We start from the raw sequence: 18,568 nt of genomic DNA, 5'->3' as shown, positions 1-18,568 counted from the left end.
ACCCATGTGGGAGCGAGCCTGCTCGCGATGGCGGACTGTCAGTCAACATCATTTGTGAATCTGACGGCCTCATCGTCGGAGCGCCGCCCGGAGCAGGCTCGCTCCCACAGGGGATTTGCGATTAGTCGCCGGTCGCGACGGCCCGCGCAGGATCGGTAATCCATTCGCTCCACGACCCGGCGTACAGCGAACCCAATGGATAACCGGCCAGGCACAGCGCAAACAGGTTATGGCACGCGGTCACGCCCGAGCCGCAATACGCCACCAGCTCGGTCGGCGAACGATCGCCCAGTTTCGCGGCAAAGCGCTGCTTGAGCTGATCGGCGGGAAGGAAACGCCCGTCGGCGCCCAGGTTGTCGGTGAACGCCGCGCATTGCGCGCCGGGAATGTGCCCGGCGACCGGGTCAATCGGCTCGACCTCGCCACGAAAACGCGGCAGACCCCGGGCATCAAGTAAGGTCAGGGTCGGTTGACCGAGGCGCTGTTGCAGTTTTTCGGCACTCACTAACAAGGTGTGGTCCGGCGCGCCGGTGAAGGAGCCACGGGTGATTGCCGGAGCATCCAGGCTCAGCGGTAAACCCGCCGCGTGCCAGGCCTTGAGGCCACCGTCGAGAATGAACACGCCGTCGCGCTTGCCCAGCCACGCCAGCAACCACCAGGCCCGCGCGGCATACATGCCGGGACCGTCGTCATACAAAACGATTTCGCTGTCGCTATTGATCCCCCAATCCTGCAAACGCTGAATCAAGTGGTGCGGCGTCGGCAATGGATGGCGACCGGTGACACCCTTGACCACGGGTCCGCTGAGGTCACGTTCGAGGTCCGCAAACGAGGCACCCTCGATATGCCCCAGGGCATAGCTGCGCTGGCCGTAATCCGGGTCTTCGAGGGCAAAACGACAATCCAGAATCACCAACCCGGCCTGAGCCTTTTTCTGGTCCAGGGCGTTCGGGCTGATCAGTTGCGCAATGGGCATAGCGGGCTCCTTTATGTCTTTGATCAATCCTACTGCACTTCTTCCAGGGCCTGGGCCAACGGCACGTAAAACTCCTCGAACAAGGCATTGACCGCCTCACGCGCTTGTTCCGTGACAAATCCTGCTTCCAGCACCAGCACCTGATACACGCCACGTTTAATGGCTTGCTCGCTGAGATGGTTGGAATTTTCCCGTGTGGTGCACAGAAAACGCACCCAGGACGTGAGGATGATCCAGGCATTGAGCGTCAGGGATTCGATCTGGACCTTGTCCATGCACAGGATGCCGGCGTCGACGAAGCCTGCGTAAATCGCCGTGCCCTGGATCAGGCAACGCTGGGAAAAACGCCGGTAGCGGGCAGCCAGTTCCACATCGTTGTCGAGCAAGTGCTCGAGGTCGCGGTGCAAAAACCGGTAACGCCACATGGCCGACAGCAGTTCCTGCAAGTAGAAGCGCTTGTCTTCAACGGTCGCGGCGCGGCCCTGGGGTGGGCGCAGGAAACTCTCTACCAGGGCTTCGTACTCATTGAACAACACGGCGATGATCGCCTGCTTGTTGGGGAAGTGGTAGTACAGGTTGCCCGGAGAAATCTCCATGTGCGCAGCGATATGGTTGGTACTGATGCTGCGTTCACCCTGTTGATTGAACAGCTCCAGGCTGTTCTGCACGATGCGCTCGCTGGTTTTTATTCGTGGGGCCATGGCTTGAGCTTTAATTCTTCAGTGCGTTGCCGGGCATCTTACGACCTATCCGCTGGCGGATAAATCATCGCTTCCCGAGGATGTCATTTGACTTTATAGAGCATAGACTCTAAAAACTTCCTCATTCTAAAAAAAACCGGAGCTACCATGCCCGCCGACATTGCCTACCTGCAAAGCTCCCAACAGCCATTGAGTGAGCTTCACGATCTGTTTGCCGCCCAGCGTCAGGCCTATGCAGCCCACCCGATGCCGCCGGCCGCGCAACGCCAGCAATGGCTCAAGGCACTGCGTGAGCTGTTGAGTGACGAGCGGCAGGCCTTGATCGACGCGATCAGCCAGGATTTCAGCAACCGTAGCGCCGATGAAACCCTGCTCGCCGAGCTGATGCCGAGCCTGCACGGCATTCAATACGCCAGCAAACACCTCAAAGGCTGGATGAAAGCGTCCCCGCGCAAGGTCGGCATCGCCTTTCAGCCGGCGGCGGCCAAGGTGGTTTATCAGCCGCTGGGCGTGGTCGGGGTCATCGTGCCGTGGAACTACCCGCTGTACCTGGCCATCGGCCCATTGGTCGGCGCGTTGTCGGCGGGCAACCGGGTGATGCTCAAACTCAGCGAATCCACCCCGGCCACCGGGCAACTGCTAAAAACGTTGCTGGCCAAAGTGTTCCCCGAAGACCTGGTGTGCGTGGTGTTGGGCGAAGCCGAAGTCGGCATGGCCTTTTCCAGGTTGCCCTTCGATCACCTGTTGTTCACTGGCGCCACCAGCATCGGCAAACATGTCATGCGTGCGGCGGCAGAGAACCTGACGCCGGTGACACTGGAATTGGGTGGCAAGTCTCCGGCAATCGTTTCCCACGATGTACCGCTCAAGGACGCCGCCGAACGTATTGCCTTCGGTAAAACCCTGAATGCCGGACAAACCTGTGTCGCGCCGGACTACGTGCTGGTGCCGGAAGAACGGGTCGGCTCCTTCGTCGAAGCCTATCGTCAGGCGGTTCGCGGGTTTTACCCGACACTCGCGGACAACCCGGACTACACCGCGATCATCAATGAGCGCCAATTGGCCCGGCTGCGCAGCTACCTCAGCGACGCCACCAGCAAGGGCGCGCTGCTGATCCCGGTCTTCGAGCAGGATCAGGACCGACGTATGAGCCATAGCCTGCTGCTGAATGTCAGCGACGAGATGATCGTGATGCAGGACGAAATCTTCGGCCCGGTGCTGCCGATCGTGCCTTACAAAAATCTGGACCAGGCGTTTGCCTACATCAACCAGCGGCCACGTCCGCTGGCGCTGTATTTCTTCGGCTACAACAAGGCCGAACAAAACCGCGTCCTCAACGAAACCCATTCCGGTGGCGTGTGCCTGAACGACACCTTGCTGCATGTTGCGCAAGACGACATGCCGTTTGGTGGCATCGGCGCTTCAGGCATGGGCCATTACCACGGCCACGAAGGCTTCCTGACGTTCAGCAAAGCCAAAGGCGTGCTGATCAAGCAGCGCTTCAACGCGGCGAAGCTGATTTATCCGCCTTACGGCAAGTCGATCCAGAAGCTGATTCAGAAGCTGTTCATCCGCTGACGCCTCATGACCGGGTAATCACAATAATGAACCCACGCCTGTCCGAATCCCCCGCGCTGACACGGCGCGGCCTGCTCAAATTCAGTCTCTGCGCCAGCGCCTTCCTGACCACAGCAGGCCTCGGCGCCAGCCTCAGCGGTTGCTCGGCCAGCACCCCGGCCAGCGGCTTCGCCATTTTGCGTGGCGGTGATTTGCCGTTCTTGCGTGCGCTGATCCCGGTGATGCTCGACGGCGCTGTGGCCGTCGAAAAACTCCCGGCCGCCCTCGAAGGCACTCTGCAATCGCTGGACCATGATCTCAATCACCTGTCGCCGGAAATGCTCAAGCTGACCCGACAACTGTTCGACGTGCTCGGCATGGCTATCACTCGCGGGCCACTGACCGGCATCTGGGGCCACTGGGAAAACGCCAGCAGCGACGACATTCGCCACTTCCTCCAGCGCTGGCAAAACAGCTCGCTGAGCCTGTTGCGCATGGGCCACAGCTCGATCCTGCAACTGGTGATGATGGCCTGGTACAAACGCGCTGAATCATGGACACGTTGCGGGTATCCAGGACCGCCCACCGTTTGAGACCGAGGTGCCCCTATCGCGAGCAGGCTCGCTCCCACAGGGGTTTGGCGATTCATGTGGGAGCAGCCGGGCGGCGTTCCGTTTGCTCGCGAAGGCGGTAGCCGCATCACCACCGATTCCAAAACAACAAGAGACCCCAAAGATGCCCGTACCCGATCCGTTCCGCGAAGGCCTGGCCCGTGGCTGGAAAACCTACAACGGCTCGCAACTGGCCAATGATCTGACACTGGAAGCCGACATTGCGATCATCGGCAGTGGCGCGGGTGGTGGCACTACCGCCGAAATCCTCAGCGCTGCCGGCTACAAGGTGCTGCTGATCGAAGAAGGCCCGCTCAAGACCAGCAGCGACTTCAAGATGCTCGAAGACCAGGCCTATTCCAGCCTTTATCAGGAAGGCATCGGCCGCATGAGCAAGGACGGCGCGATCACCATTCTGCAAGGCCGCGCAGTCGGCGGCACGACGCTGGTCAACTGGACCTCAAGTTTTCGCACCCCCGAGCCGACCCTCGAACACTGGGCCAGGGAACACGACGTCAAGGGCCACAGCCCGGCGGAAATGGCGCCCTGGTTCGAAAAAATGGAGCAGCGCCTCGGTGTCGCCCCGTGGATGGTGCCGCCCAATGCCAACAACGACGTGATCAAAAAAGGCTGTGAACAGCTCGGCTACAGCTGGCACGTGATCCCGCGCAACGTTCGCGGTTGCTGGAACCTCGGCTATTGCGGCATGGGCTGCCCGACCAACGCCAAGCAATCGATGATGGTCACCACCATTCCTGCGACCCTGGAAAAAGGCGGCGAGCTGCTCTATCTGGCCCGCGCCGAACACCTGCTGATCAAGGATGACAACGTCACCGGCCTGCACTGCGTGGCAATGGATGAGCGCTGCGTGGCGCCGACCGGGCGCAGCATCACCGTCAAGGCGCGGCACTATGTGCTGGCCGGCGGTGGCATCAACAGTCCGGCGCTGTTGCTGCGCTCAAACGCCCCGGATCCCCATGAACGCCTTGGCAAGCGGACCTTTCTGCATCTGGTGAACATGTCCGCCGGGCTGTTCGACAACGTGATCAATCCGTTTTACGGCGCGCCGCAGTCGATTTACTCCGACCACTTTCAATGGCTGGACGGCACCACCGGCAAAATGTCCTACAAGCTGGAAGTACCGCCGCTACACCCGGCGCTGGCAGCGACCTTGCTCGGTGGCTTTGGTGAAGAGAACGCTCGGCACATGCAACAATTGCCGCACACCCACGCGATGCTGGCCCTGCTGCGTGACGGCTTTCACCCGGACAGCCCTGGCGGCAGCGTCGAATTACGCGGCGATGGCTCACCGGTGCTCGATTACCAGGTTTCAGCCTATGCCTGGGATGGCATACGTCGAGCGTTCCACAGCATGGCCGAGATCCAGTTTGCCGGAGGCGCCAACGCGGTCATGCCGATGCACGCCGATGCGCGCTACGTGAAAACCCTCGCCGAGACACGCGCGCTGATCGACGGCCTGAGCCTTGAGCTTTACCGAACACGACTGGGCAGCGCCCATGTGATGGGCGGATGTGCCATGGGTGAAGACCCGAAAAACGCCGTCACCGACAGTCTCGGCCGTCATCATCAATTGAGTAATCTGTCGATCCATGATGGTTCCCTGTTCCCCACCAGCATTGGCGCCAACCCGCAATTGTCGGTCTATGGACTGACCGCGCAACTGGCGACAGCGCTGGCCATGCGTTTAAAAAAACCATGAAAAAACCCATAATTCGCATCGTCTATAGTGCTTTCTTTCCCCAAAGGCGACTTGGCCGACCGGGAAGGCTGCGATACCATCCGACTCCCCAACGGACTCCCGCCAGGACGACGCGATGAACCGAGTGTTGTACCCAGGTACCTTCGACCCTATTACCAAGGGCCATGGCGATCTGGTCGAACGCGCCTCGCGCCTGTTCGATCACGTGATCATCGCCGTCGCCGCCAGCCCGAAGAAAAACCCGCTATTCCCCCTGGAACAGCGTGTGGAGCTGGCCCGCGAGGTCACTAAACATCTACCGAACGTCGAAGTTGTCGGATTTTCGACGCTGCTGGCGCACTTTGCCAAAGAGCAGAACGCCAACGTGTTCCTGCGTGGCCTGCGTGCGGTGTCGGACTTCGAATATGAATTCCAGCTGGCCAACATGAACCGCCAGTTGGCCCCGGACGTGGAAAGCCTGTTTCTTACGCCGTCCGAGCGTTATTCGTTCATTTCTTCGACATTGGTCCGTGAAATTGCCGCCCTGGGCGGTGATATCGCCAAGTTCGTCCACCCTGTCGTGGCCGACGCGCTGACCCTGCGCTTCAAGAAGTAGGCGCGGCCGCAGATTCGGGCCGCGTTCGGACGATCTCTTGCAGTCCATCGCGGCCGCGTGCACTGCGCGCCTCAATACGGCACAATTGTATGCATTAGTTTTCAGATGCCTGGGCAGACTACCCCGGCAGGAGTCCCAATGTCCCTGATCATCACCGACGATTGCATCAACTGCGACGTCTGCGAACCCGAGTGCCCGAACGCCGCTATCTCCCAGGGCGAAGAAATCTATGTGATCGACCCGAACCTCTGCACCCAGTGCGTCGGCCACTACGACGAGCCACAGTGCCAGCAGGTTTGCCCGGTGGATTGCATACCGCTGGACGAAGCGCATCCAGAGACTCAAGAGCAGTTGATGGAGAAGTACCGCAAGCTTACCGGCAAGGCTTAAGTATTCGGTGTCCTTAAGGACGCCATCGCGGGCAAGCCTTGCTCCTACGGGTACGTGTGATCTGTAGGAGCAAGGCTTGCCCGCGATGCTTTTAAGCTACTGCTGCTGTTCAAACCCCTCCCCCGTACACCCCAGGCAGCGGACGAACGCCGCTTTCGCCGGATCGACCACCAGCGCCTGCCCCGCATCGCCTACCCCGCCACCCAGCGCGGTAAAGGGCAAGGACACGATAAACACCCCCGCACCAATCACCGTCGCCGCCACCAGCAACGGGCGGGCGATCAGCAGATCGCCGATCATTGCGTAGGCCGGTGGGTTGTGGATGCTGTAACTGGGGTCGCCACTGCCGCCGTCGGACGCCTGGGCAGATAAGCCGATGCTCAACAGCAGCGCGGCAGCAAGGGTTCGAATCGATGTCATGGCACGGTCCTTCGGCTAGGCAGTCAGACCACTAACTATAGACCGTAGGAATTCTCAGCTCTGACAACGCGGGCAAAAGACGCTGGCGCGCTGCCCGAGGCGAACTTCACGCAATTCGGTACCACAGACCTTGCACGGTTCACCGCCACGGCCATACACGAACAGCTCTTGCTGGAAGTAGCCCGGCTGGCCGTCACCGCCAATGAAGTCGCGCAGCGTGGTGCCGCCGCGTTCGATTGCGGCGGCCAGAATGCGTTTGATCTCGATTGCCAACTTCAGATAGCGCGCCCGGGAAATTCCCTTGGCCTCGCGGCGCGGGTCGATCCCGGCAGCAAACAGCGCTTCGGTCGCATAAATGTTGCCAACCCCGACCACCACCGCGTTGTCCATGATGAACGGCTTGACCGCCATCGAACGCCCGCGTGACAGCTGGAACAGCCGCTCGCCATCGAACAGATCAGTCAGTGGCTCCGGCCCCAGACGAACCAGCAGCTCGTGATTCAGTGGATCGAGGCTCCAGAGCATCGCGCCAAAACGTCGCGGGTCGGTATATCGCAGGGCCAGGCCGGACTCGAGTTCGATGTCCACATGCTCGTGCTTGAGCGCTGGCAAGCCGACCTCCACCAGGCGCAAATTTCCCGACATGCCCAAATGACTGATCAACGTGCCGACCTCGGCGTTGATCAGCAAATACTTGGCACGTCGCTCCACCAACACGATGCGCTGCCCGGACAGCCGCACATCGAGGTCCTCGGGGATTGGCCAGCGCAGACGCCGATCACGCACGATCACGCGACTGACGCGCTGCCCTTCAAGAAACGGGGCAATACCGCGACGGGTGGTTTCAACTTCTGGTAGTTCAGGCATGGTGTTCCCGGATCAGTTGAAAACCGACACTCAATGGTGAGCACCGAGCTCGCGGATCGTCTGTTTGAGGTTTTCGAATTCGTAGTCCGAGAGGCCGACATAATCGAGCACCAGTTCCCCGATGTTATTCCATTCGTGGTCTTCGGTCTGATTGCCCAGCACCCGATACGACGCGCAAATGTGTTCAGCCATCTTCAGGATCGCCAGCAAGTTCTTCAACTCGCTGTTACTGGATGATTCGTCGCTGAAAATCGCCAGCGCATTGTGATGATTGGCAATAGCGTTGGTCACATGCTCCGGCAGGCGCCAGGACTTCGCGGTGTAGTAACCGACCACGGCGTGGTTGGTGTTGAGTACGCGGTTTTCGGTATCAACCACCCGGCACTCGGCGCTGGCACCGGCGTAGGCTTCTTCCAGCACCGGCATATAGTTGGGGAAACGCTTGAGCATCAACGGCACACCACAATCGTGGAACAGGCCTAACGCATAAGCCTCGTCCACGGCTTGCGAACCAATGCGCTTGGCCAGGCTCAGACTGGTCATCGCCACGTCCTGGGCGGTGTCCCAGAATCGGTTCAAGGTGATGATAGTGTCGTCATTCATCTCGCCCTTGATCGACTGTGCGTTGATCAGGTTGATGACCGAACGACTGCCCAGCAGGTTCACCGCGCGCTGGATCGAGGCGATCTTGTTGCTCAAACCGTAATACGGTGAGTTGACGATTTTCAACAAGGCACCAGAGAGGCCGGGGTCTTGGGAGATCAACTTCGCGATCACTTCCAGGTCCGGGTCCGGCATGTACTGCTCCATCTGCAAATCCACCATGATTTGCGGTTGAGGCGGCACGCTGATGCCTTGCAGGGCCTGTTGAATCTGTTCGGAAGATAGCTCTTGGGACATAAGTACTCACTCTGGGCCAAGGGGCGATTCTAGCGGAAAAAAACCGCCACATGGGCGATCTGTCCGACGCAACGCCCAGAAACAACCGCGCTGCGACTCCCATCTAGCGCTATAATCCCGCTCTTTTTTTTCACCTGGAGCGACGTCATGTCCCTGCCAAGCTTGCGCCTCAAAGCCAACGCCGACCGTCGCCTGCGCGCCGGTCACCTGTGGGTCTACAGTAACGAAATCGACGTAGCCGCCACCCCACTGCACGGCTTCAAGGCTGGCGATCAAGCGATTCTCGAAGCTGCCGGCGGCAAGCCGCTGGGCATTGTCGCCATGAGCCCAAACAACCTGATCTGCGCTCGCCTGCTGTCGCGCGACATCAAGTTACCGCTCGACAAGTCGCTGCTGGTGCACCGCCTCAACGTTGCGCTGTCCCTGCGCGAGCGCCTGTTCGACAAGCCGTTCTACCGCCTGGTCTACGGCGACTCCGACCTGCTGCCGGGCCTGGTAGTCGACCGTTTCGGCGACATCCTGGTGGTGCAGATCGCTTCGGCGACCATGGAAGCCCACAAAGAAGACGTGATCGCCGCACTGACCCAAGTGCTCAAGCCAAGCGGCATTCTGTTCAAGAATGACTCCGCGGCCCGTGACGCCGAAGGCCTCAACCGTTACGTCGAAACCGTGTTCGGCCTGGTGCCGGAGTGGGTTGCCCTGGAAGAGAACGGCGTGAAGTTCGAAGCGCCGGTCATCCAGGGACAGAAAACCGGCTGGTTCTACGACCACCGCATGAACCGCGCGCGCCTGGCACCTTATGCCAAAGGTAAACGCGTGCTGGACCTGTACAGCTACATCGGCGGTTGGGGCGTGCAAGCTGCCGCTTTCGGTGCCAGTGAAGTGTTCTGCGTCGATGCCTCGTCCTTCGCCCTCGACGGTGTCGAGCGTAACGCCGCACTGAACGGTTTCGCCGACAAAATGACCTGCATTGAAGGCGACGTGTTCGAAGCCCTGAAAGAGCTGAAAGCCAGCGAAGAACGATTCGACGTTATCGTGGCCGACCCTCCGGCGTTCATCAAACGCAAGAAAGACATGAAGAACGGCGAAGGCGCCTACCGTCGCCTGAACGAGCAAGCCATGCGCCTGCTCAACAAGGACGGCATCCTGGTCAGCGCTTCGTGCTCGATGCACCTGCCCGAAGACGATCTGCAGAACATCCTGCTCACCAGCGCCCGTCACCTGGACCGCAACATCCAGCTGCTGGAACGTGGTGGTCAGGGTCCGGACCATCCGGTACACCCGGCTATCGCTGAAACCCGCTACATCAAGAGCATCACCTGCCGGTTGCTGCCTAACAGCTAACCGCTCACTGTTGCAGGAGCGACTCAGCTCGCTCCTACAACAGCTTCAGAATAGTCCCGCACCAGTCGCATTGACTTGTCCCCTCATCAATTCAATCCTCGTCTCCCCCGTACGGATCGAGAGCGTAGTTTGATGACTTACATCACACACTCCAACGAAAAGTCCTCAATCATCCTGCTGCTGATGACCATGACGCTGCTGGCGGTCTTCCCTCTCGACGTGCTCCTACCCTCTTTCCCTGCCCTCTCTGACCACTTCAGTACCTCGACCTCCGATATCGCCCTGTCCGTCAGCATCTTTGCCATCGGTCTGGCATTTTCACTGCTGCTGATTGGGCCATTGTCCGACATGTTCGGCCGCAAGAAGCTGCTGTTGAGTGGCATTGCACTGGCCGCGGTGGGTGCAACCGGTTGTCTGTTGGCCAGCGACTATGTCTGGTTCCTGGGCTTTCGTGTTGTTCAGGCAATGGGCTGTGGGGCGTTTGCCTTGTCTCAGGCGCTGCTCCAGGATCTGTTCGCCGGCCAAGAGCTGGAGCGCCTGCGGATCTGGATGGCGACTGCCGGCGGGATTTTCATTTCCTGTTCGCCACTGATGGGCACCTGGCTGCAGTTGTACCTGGGCTGGCGGGGCAGTTTTTATGCATTCATCACCTTGGCGATTATTGTATGGCTCAGATCCTGGTTCCTGCTCAAGGAAACTCGCAGCAGCAGCCCGTTGCCCAGGCGATTTTTCGCTACCTATTGGTTGCTCTGTTCCGACATTCGTTTTATCGGTTACTGGCTCATTTCCGCGCTGGCCTTCGCCTGCCATTTCTCGTTTATCGTAATTTCGCCGATCGTTTTCATGGAACACCTGAACCTTTCGACTTACCAGTTCGCCTGGGCGCTGTCCCTGTATGGCGTGGCCTATATCGTCGGCGGGATTATTGCCCGCATCTTGCACCGCCGGCTGGAAGGCGACACACAGATCATCATCGGTCTGAGTGTGATCGCGCTGTCAGGGCTGGGGATGATGTGGTTGGTCTGGCTGTTCGGCCTTTCCGTCGCTACGGTCCTGATCCCCATGCTTATCTGCACCGCCGGCACCACCATCTGCCGACCCATCGCCAATTCCAGGGCGATGAGCCTCTACCCACAACACGCCGGCACCGCGACCTCTGCCGGCAGCCTGTTGATTTTCATGTGTGGGGGCCTGATCAGCGTAGTGATCAATTTCGCGTCCGAAGGCCTGATCACGGCTCTGTCCTTGTGTTTTTTGACCTTGAGTGCCGCAGGTCTTGGCATGAATGCGTTGATCACACGCCGACATCAGGCACTGACCAGCGGCTGATACCTGCCAATCGTCATCCCGCACGCTCCGTGAGCACTGGATCAACACTTCCCGGCATTCCTTCCTGACGCCAGCGGTGTAGAATCGAACGATTCATCGCCAGTCATCCCCCGGCGGGTTTATGAGCTCAGGCTGAGGCGCGCGGCGATCCCGCAAAGTCATCGGCAACTTTCGGACACACGGCCATTTCTGAGTGTTCCCGAGGTCAATAGAAGCTCACTCCCCTTTTGATACCTGCTTAGCCGCCCGGAGTGCTCCATGCCTGATTACCGCTCGAAAACATCCACCCATGGCCGCAACATGGCCGGCGCCCGTGCACTGTGGCGCGCCACGGGGATGAAAGATGACGACTTCAAAAAGCCGATCATCGCCATTGCCAACTCGTTCACCCAATTCGTACCGGGCCACGTCCACCTCAAGGACCTCGGCCAACTGGTCGCACGCGAGATCGAACGTGCTGGCGGCGTCGCCAAGGAATTCAACACCATCGCGGTCGATGACGGCATCGCCATGGGCCATGACGGCATGCTGTATTCGCTGCCGAGCCGCGAGATCATCGCCGACTCCGTCGAGTACATGGTCAACGCCCACTGCGCCGACGCCATCGTGTGCATCTCCAACTGCGACAAGATCACCCCTGGCATGCTGATGGCCGCCCTGCGCCTGAACATTCCGGTGATCTTCGTCTCCGGCGGTCCGATGGAAGCCGGCAAGACCAAACTCGCCAGCCACGGCCTCGACCTGGTCGACGCCATGGTCATCGCCGCCGACTCCAGCGCCTCTGACGAGAAAGTCGCCGAGTACGAGCGCAGCGCCTGCCCGACCTGCGGTTCGTGCTCCGGCATGTTCACCGCCAACTCGATGAACTGCCTGACCGAAGCCCTCGGCCTGGCACTGCCAGGTAACGGTTCGACACTGGCCACCCACAGCGACCGTGAACAGCTGTTCCTGCAAGCCGGCCGTACCATCGTCGATCTGTGCAAACGCTACTACGGCGAGAACGATGAGTCGGTGTTGCCACGCAACATCGCCAACTTCAAGGCGTTCGAAAACGCCATGACGCTGGACATCGCCATGGGCGGCTCGACCAACACCATCCTGCACCTGCTGGCCGCCGCCCAGGAAGCCGAGATCGATTTCGACCTGCGCGACATCGACCGTCTTTCGCGCCACGTGCCGCAACTGTGCAAAGTCGCGCCGAACATCCAGAAGTACCACATGGAAGACGTGCACCGCGCCGGCGGGATCTTCAGCATCCTCGGTTCCCTGGCCCGTGGCGGCCTGCTGCACACCGACCTGCCGACCGTGCATAGCAAGACCATGCGCGATGCTATCGCCAAGTGGGACATCACCCAGACCAACGACGAAGCGGTGCACCACTTCTTCAAGGCCGGGCCTGCGGGCATCCCGACCCAGACCGCGTTCAGCCAGTCAACCCGTTGGGAAACCCTCGACGACGACCGTGAACACGGCTGCATCCGCAGTGTCGAACACGCCTACTCGCAAGAAGGCGGCCTGGCCGTGCTGTACGGCAACATCGCCCTGGATGGCTGCGTGGTGAAAACCGCGGGCGTCGACGAGTCGATCCACGTCTTCGAAGGCAACGCGAAGATCTTCGAAAGCCAGGACAGCGCCGTGCGCGGCATCCTTGCCGATGAAGTGAAAGAAGGCGATATCGTCATCATTCGCTACGAAGGTCCGAAAGGCGGCCCGGGCATGCAGGAAATGCTCTACCCGACGTCCTACCTGAAATCCAAGGGTCTGGGCAAAGCCTGCGCCTTGCTCACCGACGGTCGCTTCTCCGGCGGCACCTCGGGCCTGTCCATCGGTCACGCTTCGCCAGAAGCCGCTGCCGGCGGTGCAATCGGTCTGGTACGCGACGGCGACAAGGTGCTGATCGACATTCCGAACCGCTCGATCAACCTGTTGGTCAGCGACGAAGAGTTGGCTGCGCGCCGCGTAGAGCAAGACAAGAAAGGCTGGAAACCGGTTGAAGTGCGCCCACGTAAAGTGACCACCGCACTGAAAGCCTATGCCTTGCTGGCAACCAGCGCCGACAAGGGCGCCGTGCGTAACAAAGCGATGCTCGACGGACTGTAATGCTGACCCGTTGAACACAAAAATGCCCCGCCAAGTGCGGGGCATTTTCGTTCCCGCGCTCCCGCGTGGAAATACCTCAAGTGACGCAGAACGTCACAGCCTTATTCCAAAAACCACAGCAACCATGCATTTTTGATATTAATTCGTTAGATATCAAGCTGTTAGGCTTCCCGGTTCGCAATCGCCCCGGAACGCGATTGGCACAAGCCTTTTTGGAGCCTCAATGAATCTGCCACTGATCCTCAATCTGCTGGTGTTCCTGGCCTTGCTGTTCGGCCTGGCACAAACCCGCCACACCACTTGGAGCCTAGCCAAAAAAGTGTTGGTCGCGCTGGTGCTGGGCGTGCTGTTCGGTGTTGCCCTGCACACTGTTTACGGTGCCGACAGCCCGGTGCTGAAGGCCTCGATCGGCTGGTTCGATCTGGTCGGCAACGGTTATGTGCAGTTGCTGCAAATGATCGTGATCCCGCTGGTGTTCGCCTCGATCCTCAGCGCCGTCGCCCGTCTGCACAATGCCTCTTCGCTGGGCAAGATCAGCTTCCTGACCATCGGCACCCTGCTGTTCACCACCGCCATTGCGGCGCTGATCGGCATCGGCCTGACCAACCTGTTCGGCCTGACGGCTGAAGGTCTGGTCGCTGGCACCCAGGAAATGGCTCGCCTGCAAACCATTCAGACCGACTACGCGGGCAAGGTCGCCGACCTGAATATCCCGCAGTTGCTGTTGTCGTTCATCCCGCAGAACCCGTTTGCCGATCTGGCCCGGGCCAAACCGACCTCAATCATCAGCGTGGTAATTTTCGCTGCATTCCTTGGGGTCGCGGCGCTGCAACTGCTTAAGGACGACGTCGAAAAAGGTCAGAAAGTGCTCAACGCCATCGACACTTTGCAAGCCTGGGTGATGCGCCTGGTGCGTCTGGTGATGAAGCTGACCCCGTACGGCGTATTGGCGCTGATGACCAAAGTGGTTGCCGGTTCCAACCTGCAAGACATCATCAAGCTCGGCAGTTTCGTGGTGGTGTCGTACATCGGCCTGGGCCTGATGTTCGTGGTTCACGGCCTGCTGGTGTCGCTGGCCGGGATCAACCCGCTGCGCTTCTTGCGCAAAGTCTGGCCGGTGCTGACCTTCGCCTTCACCAGCCGCTCCAGCGCCGCGAGCATTCCGCTGAGCATCGAAGCGCAAACCCGTCGCCTGGGTATTCCACAATCGATCGCCAGTTTCGCCGCCTCATTTGGCGCGACCATCGGCCAGAACGGCTGTGCCGGTCTTTACCCTGCGATGTTGGCGGTCATGGTGGCGCCGACGGTGGGCATCAACCCGCTGGACCCGCTGTGGATTGCGACGCTGGTAGCGATTGTGACCTTGAGTTCGGCAGGGGTTGCCGGTGTTGGGGGTGGTGCAACCTTCGCTGCGCTGATCGTACTGCCGGCCATGGGTTTGCCGGTGTCACTGGTGGCGTTGCTGATCTCGGTTGAACCGCTGATCGACATGGGCCGCACCGCCTTGAACGTCAGTGGTTCGATGACTGCTGGCGCGATCACCAGCCAGATCATGCAGCAGACCGATAAAGAACTGCTGGATGCGGATGAGCATGAGGAACTGGCTCAGGCTTAAGCCACCCACCCCTTCAAGTCTAAACATACAAGCGAGCTTGCTCCGGGCGGCGTTCCGACGATGCTTTTAAGCTTTTTCCCAAACCTCAAAGCTGTAGGCGGGTTTATCACCTTCCGCCGGATTCGGAACATTCGACACCAGCTTCCACTGCTCCAGATCAAACTCCGGAAACCACGCATCGCCCTCGGGGCTCAGCGCCACGCGGGTCAGGTACAGCCGATCGGCCTGTGCCAGGCCTTGCGCATACAACTGCGCGCCGCCAATCAGCATCAGCTCATCGACGCCCTGCTCCAGCGCCCATTCCTGCGCCCGAATCACCGCGGCTTCCAGCGACGGATAGACTTCCGCGCCTTCAAGTTGCAGGTCGGTCTGACGGCTGACCACGATGTTCAGCCGGCCCGGCAGCGGGCGACCGAGCGAATCCCAGGTTTTGCGACCCATGATGATCGGCTTGCCTAGCGTTGCGGCCTTGAAGTATTTGAAATCCCCCGGCAAGTGCCAGGGCATGCTGTTGTCGACGCCGATCACGCGGTTTTCACCGAGGGCTGCGATCAGGCTGAGGGGGAGAGTTTTTTTCATGCCGGCGAGGATACCAGAGCCTCGCTTACCCCGATAAGCGCCACAGCGGTTATGCTCAGCGTTCATTTGAGCGACGGGATGCCGCGTGACTGAACTGACCACACTGCAAACACTTTGGCTGACCGAAACCATCCGCCTGCGCGAGGAACACGCAGGCCCGCTGGAAGACCAGGAAGCCAACCGTCTGGCCCGCAGCGCGGGTGGCGACCTGCCGACCCGCATCAAGGCCCGCGCCCTGTGGCTGGCCGAACGCGATGGCTTGACCGGCGCGCTGCGCCATTGGCTGCAAGGGGCGCGACTGGCGTTGATCGTTCTGGCCGTATTGGCAATCGTCAGCGGTGCCGGGCTGGCATTTGCCGCTTTGAACGACGGCCAGACACCGGTCAACGTGTTCTGGGCCCTCGGCAGTCTGCTGGGGTTGAACCTGATTCTTTTGCTGAGCTGGGCCTCGGGCCTGATATTCGCTGGCGATTACGGCGCCACACTCGGGCGCTTGTGGTTGTGGCTCAGCGACAAACTCGCCCGCGACGCCAAAGCCGCACAACTGGCGCCAGCCCTGTTGCTGTTGCTGCAACGGCAGAAACTCAATCGCTGGGCGCTCGGCGTGCTGGTCAACGGTTTATGGCTGCTGGCGATGCTCAGCGCTCTGGCGATTCTGCTGACGCTGATGGCCACCCGGCGCTACGGTTTCGTCTGGGAAACCACGATTCTCAGCGGCGACACGTTCGTGGTCATGACCCAGGCTCTTGGCGCTCTGCCGGCACTGCTCGGCTTCAGCGTGCCGACCGTGGAGATGATCCGCGCCAGCGGCGATACCGCGCTGAACATCGAAAGCGCCCGGCAAGCCTGGGCCGCATGGCTGGTGGGCGTGTTGCTGGTGTACGGCGTATTGCCACGCTTGCTGCTCGCGCTGTTCTGCCTGTGGCGCTGGACAACCGGCCGCGCGACATTGCATCTGGACTTGAACCTGCCTGGCTATGCGCCGTTGCGTGAACAACTGATGCCGAGCAGCGAGCGCCTCGGCGTCAGCGATGTCGCGCCCGAGCGCCTGCATCAGGTCGAAGGCGGCGCCAACGCGCTGGACAGCGACGGTGCGTTGCTGGTGGCCATCGAGCTCGACGACCAGCGCCCATGGCCGCCGCAACTGCCAAAGAACGTCAAAAACGCGGGCATCCTCGACAGCCGCGAGTCCCGACAAAAATTGCTGGAACAACTGACGCGTTTCCCGCCGGAACGCCTGGCCATTGCCTGCGACCCTCGGCGCTCGCCGGATCGCGGCAGCCTCGCGCTGATCGCCGAACTCGCCCGCAGTGCCAGCGCGACACGGATCTGGCTACTGCAAGCGCCGCCCGGTCAGGCACTCGACGCCGAACGCCTCGGCGACTGGCACGCCGCGCTGCAACAGTTGGCATTGCCGTTCGCTGACTGCGCGCCGATGAACTGGCTGGAGTCGGGCCATGACTGATTCAAAAAAGACGCTGCTGAAACTCGCCGTGGTCGGCCACACCAACGTCGGCAAAACCTCATTGCTGCGCACCCTGACCCGCGACGTCGGTTTCGGTGAAGTCTCCCATCGCCCGAGCACCACCCGGCATGTCGAGGGCGCCCGGTTGTCGGTGGACGGCGAAGCCTTGCTCGAGCTCTACGACACACCGGGACTGGAAGATGCCATCGCCCTGCTCGATTACCTGGAGCGGCTGGAACGCCCCGGCGAACGCCTCGACGGCCCGGCGCGGCTGGCGCGTTTTCTCGACGGCAGCGAGGCGCGTCAGCGTTTCGAGCAGGAAGCCAAGGTGCTGCGGCAACTGCTGGCGTCCGACGCCGGCCTCTATGTGATCGACGCCCGCGAGCCGGTGCTGGCCAAGTACCGCGATGAGCTCGAAGTGCTGGCCGGTTGCGGCAAACCGCTGCTGCCGGTGCTGAATTTCGTCAGCAGCGCCAACCACCGCGAACCGGATTGGCGCGAGGCCCTGGCCCGTTTGGGGCTGCATGCGCTGGTGCGTTTCGACAGCGTGGCGCCGCCCGAAGATGGCGAGCGGCGGCTCTACGAAAGTCTCGCGCTGTTGATGGAAAGCGCACGCGCTCAGCTTGAGCGATTGATCATCGACCAACAGGCGCAACGCGCAGCCCGCCAGCAAAGCGCGGCACGCTTGATTGCCGAACTGCTGATCGATTGCGCCGCCTGTCGACGTAGCGTGGTCAGTGACGCTGCACAGGAACAGCAGGCCATCAGCGAACTGCGCAAAGCCGTTCGCCAACGTGAACAACGCTGCGTCGAAGCGCTGCTCAAGCTGTACGCCTTCCGTATACAGGATGCCGCCGCCAGCGACTTGCCGTTGCTGGACGGCCGCTGGGGCGATGATTTATTCAACCCTGAAACCCTCAAACAACTGGGCGTACGCGTCGGCGGCGGGATCGCCGCTGGCGCGGCGGCCGGTGCCGGCGTGGATTTGCTGGTAGGCGGCCTGACCCTAGGTGCTGCGGCTCTGGCCGGGGCGATTGCCGGCGGCGCCCTGCAAACGGCGCGCGGCTACGGCAGCCGCTTGCTGGGCAAAATCAAAGGCCAGCGTGAGCTGACCGTTGACGACAGCGTGCTGCGTTTGTTGGCATTGCGTCAGCGGCAACTGGTGCAGGCCATGAACCTGCGCGGACATGCGGCGATGGACAGCATTCAGGTCATCACACCGCAGGACAAGAGCTGGCGCGAAGGCAAACTACCAGAGGCGCTGACCAAGGCGCGGGCACATCCGCAATGGTCTTCGCTCAATCCTCATGCAAGGTTGAGCCAGGCGGAACGCCAGGAGCAGATTGAGGTGTTGGCGCAGAAAGTGATCAAGACTTGATCGTTCCCACGCTCCCGCGTG

General features: G+C 60.7%; 17 protein-coding genes. 11 read left to right on the top strand and 6 right to left on the bottom strand.

Annotated elements, in window-relative coordinates; translation table 11 throughout:
• Positions 1–121 precede the first annotated feature (121 nt).
• Together HK44_RS24145 and HK44_RS24140 are read right to left on the bottom strand one after the other, a co-directional pair.
• Positions 122–976 carry a sulfurtransferase gene (locus tag HK44_RS24145; RefSeq protein ID WP_019694103.1) on the bottom strand — a complete coding sequence of 285 codons (855 nt, stop codon included), beginning with the start codon at positions 974–976 and terminating at the stop codon, positions 122–124.
• 29 nt (positions 977–1,005) lie between these two features.
• On the bottom strand, positions 1,006–1,677 hold the full coding sequence (locus tag HK44_RS24140; protein WP_019694104.1) for a TetR/AcrR family transcriptional regulator: 672 nt from the start codon (positions 1,675–1,677) through the stop codon (positions 1,006–1,008).
• 147 nt (positions 1,678–1,824) lie between these two features.
• Between HK44_RS24140 and HK44_RS24135 the strand changes: the two genes are divergently transcribed.
• The 5 genes from HK44_RS24135 (at position 1,825) to HK44_RS24115 (ending at position 6,550) form a co-directional block, all read left to right on the top strand.
• Complete coding sequence (locus HK44_RS24135) at positions 1,825–3,255, top strand: coniferyl aldehyde dehydrogenase (protein WP_019694105.1); 1,431 nt, start codon at positions 1,825–1,827, stop codon at positions 3,253–3,255.
• A 26-nt stretch (positions 3,256–3,281) separates the two neighbouring features.
• Positions 3,282–3,827, top strand: a complete 546-nt coding sequence (locus HK44_RS24130; RefSeq protein WP_019694106.1) for a hypothetical protein — start codon at positions 3,282–3,284, stop codon at positions 3,825–3,827.
• A 142-nt stretch (positions 3,828–3,969) separates the two neighbouring features.
• Entirely contained in the window at positions 3,970–5,565 is a 1,596-nt protein-coding gene (locus HK44_RS24125; RefSeq protein WP_019694107.1) for a GMC family oxidoreductase, read from the top strand.
• A gap of 115 nt (positions 5,566–5,680) precedes the next feature.
• Entirely contained in the window at positions 5,681–6,160 is a 480-nt protein-coding gene (gene coaD, locus HK44_RS24120) for a pantetheine-phosphate adenylyltransferase (RefSeq protein WP_019694108.1), read from the top strand.
• 138 nt (positions 6,161–6,298) lie between these two features.
• The gene (locus HK44_RS24115; protein ID WP_019694109.1) at positions 6,299–6,550 is read left to right on the top strand and encodes a YfhL family 4Fe-4S dicluster ferredoxin; all 252 of its coding nucleotides are present in this window, start codon (positions 6,299–6,301) and stop codon (positions 6,548–6,550) included.
• Positions 6,551–6,646: 96 nt separating this feature from the next.
• Here the strand turns inward: HK44_RS24115 and HK44_RS24110 are convergent, their stop codons facing one another.
• Genes HK44_RS24110 through HK44_RS24100 form a run of 3 tightly spaced genes read right to left on the bottom strand, consistent with a single transcriptional unit; the run spans position 6,647 to position 8,683 of the window.
• Positions 6,647–6,970 (bottom strand): hypothetical protein, encoded by a 324-nt coding sequence (locus tag HK44_RS24110; protein WP_019694110.1) that lies wholly within the window; start codon positions 6,968–6,970, stop codon positions 6,647–6,649.
• Positions 6,971–7,024: 54 nt separating this feature from the next.
• Complete coding sequence (gene mutM / locus HK44_RS24105) at positions 7,025–7,837, bottom strand: bifunctional DNA-formamidopyrimidine glycosylase/DNA-(apurinic or apyrimidinic site) lyase (protein ID WP_019694111.1); 813 nt, start codon at positions 7,835–7,837, stop codon at positions 7,025–7,027.
• 30 nt (positions 7,838–7,867) lie between these two features.
• Positions 7,868–8,683, bottom strand: coding sequence for an HDOD domain-containing protein (locus tag HK44_RS24100; RefSeq protein ID WP_187682507.1), 816 nt, complete (start codon positions 8,681–8,683; stop codon positions 7,868–7,870).
• Between the two features lie 201 nt (positions 8,684–8,884).
• Between HK44_RS24100 and HK44_RS24095 the strand changes: the two genes are divergently transcribed.
• The 4 genes from HK44_RS24095 (at position 8,885) to HK44_RS24080 (ending at position 15,125) form a co-directional block, all read left to right on the top strand.
• Positions 8,885–10,081, top strand: a complete 1,197-nt coding sequence (locus tag HK44_RS24095) for a class I SAM-dependent rRNA methyltransferase (protein ID WP_019694113.1) — start codon at positions 8,885–8,887, stop codon at positions 10,079–10,081.
• 132 nt (positions 10,082–10,213) lie between these two features.
• Positions 10,214–11,410, top strand: coding sequence for an MFS transporter (locus HK44_RS24090; protein ID WP_019694114.1), 1,197 nt, complete (start codon positions 10,214–10,216; stop codon positions 11,408–11,410).
• Between the two features lie 258 nt (positions 11,411–11,668).
• A complete protein-coding gene (gene ilvD, locus HK44_RS24085) occupies positions 11,669–13,510 on the top strand; it encodes a dihydroxy-acid dehydratase (protein WP_019694115.1) in 1,842 nt (613 codons plus the stop codon).
• Positions 13,511–13,733: 223 nt separating this feature from the next.
• Positions 13,734–15,125: an L-cystine transporter gene (locus tag HK44_RS24080; protein WP_019694116.1), complete on the top strand. Its 1,392-nt coding sequence runs from the start codon at positions 13,734–13,736 to the stop codon at positions 15,123–15,125.
• A 66-nt stretch (positions 15,126–15,191) separates the two neighbouring features.
• On the opposite strand, the gene HK44_RS24075 is transcribed toward HK44_RS24080, so the two are convergent.
• Complete coding sequence (locus HK44_RS24075) at positions 15,192–15,704, bottom strand: dihydrofolate reductase (RefSeq protein WP_019694117.1); 513 nt, start codon at positions 15,702–15,704, stop codon at positions 15,192–15,194.
• Positions 15,705–15,789: 85 nt separating this feature from the next.
• Between HK44_RS24075 and HK44_RS24070 the strand changes: the two genes are divergently transcribed.
• Both HK44_RS24070 and HK44_RS24065 read left to right on the top strand, forming a co-directional pair.
• A complete protein-coding gene (locus HK44_RS24070; protein WP_019694118.1) occupies positions 15,790–17,169 on the top strand; it encodes a DUF2868 domain-containing protein in 1,380 nt (459 codons plus the stop codon).
• On the top strand, positions 17,162–18,547 hold the full coding sequence (locus HK44_RS24065) for a GTPase/DUF3482 domain-containing protein (protein ID WP_019694119.1): 1,386 nt from the start codon (positions 17,162–17,164) through the stop codon (positions 18,545–18,547). Before HK44_RS24070 ends, HK44_RS24065 begins: the two co-directional genes overlap by 8 nt.
• Positions 18,548–18,568 lie beyond the last annotated feature (21 nt).

This window comes from Pseudomonas fluorescens HK44 (assembly GCF_000217955.3).
GTDB classification, from domain to species: Bacteria; Pseudomonadota; Gammaproteobacteria; order Pseudomonadales; family Pseudomonadaceae; genus Aquipseudomonas; species Aquipseudomonas fluorescens_AQ.
This window is presented reverse-complemented; position numbering and strand designations above follow the sequence as displayed.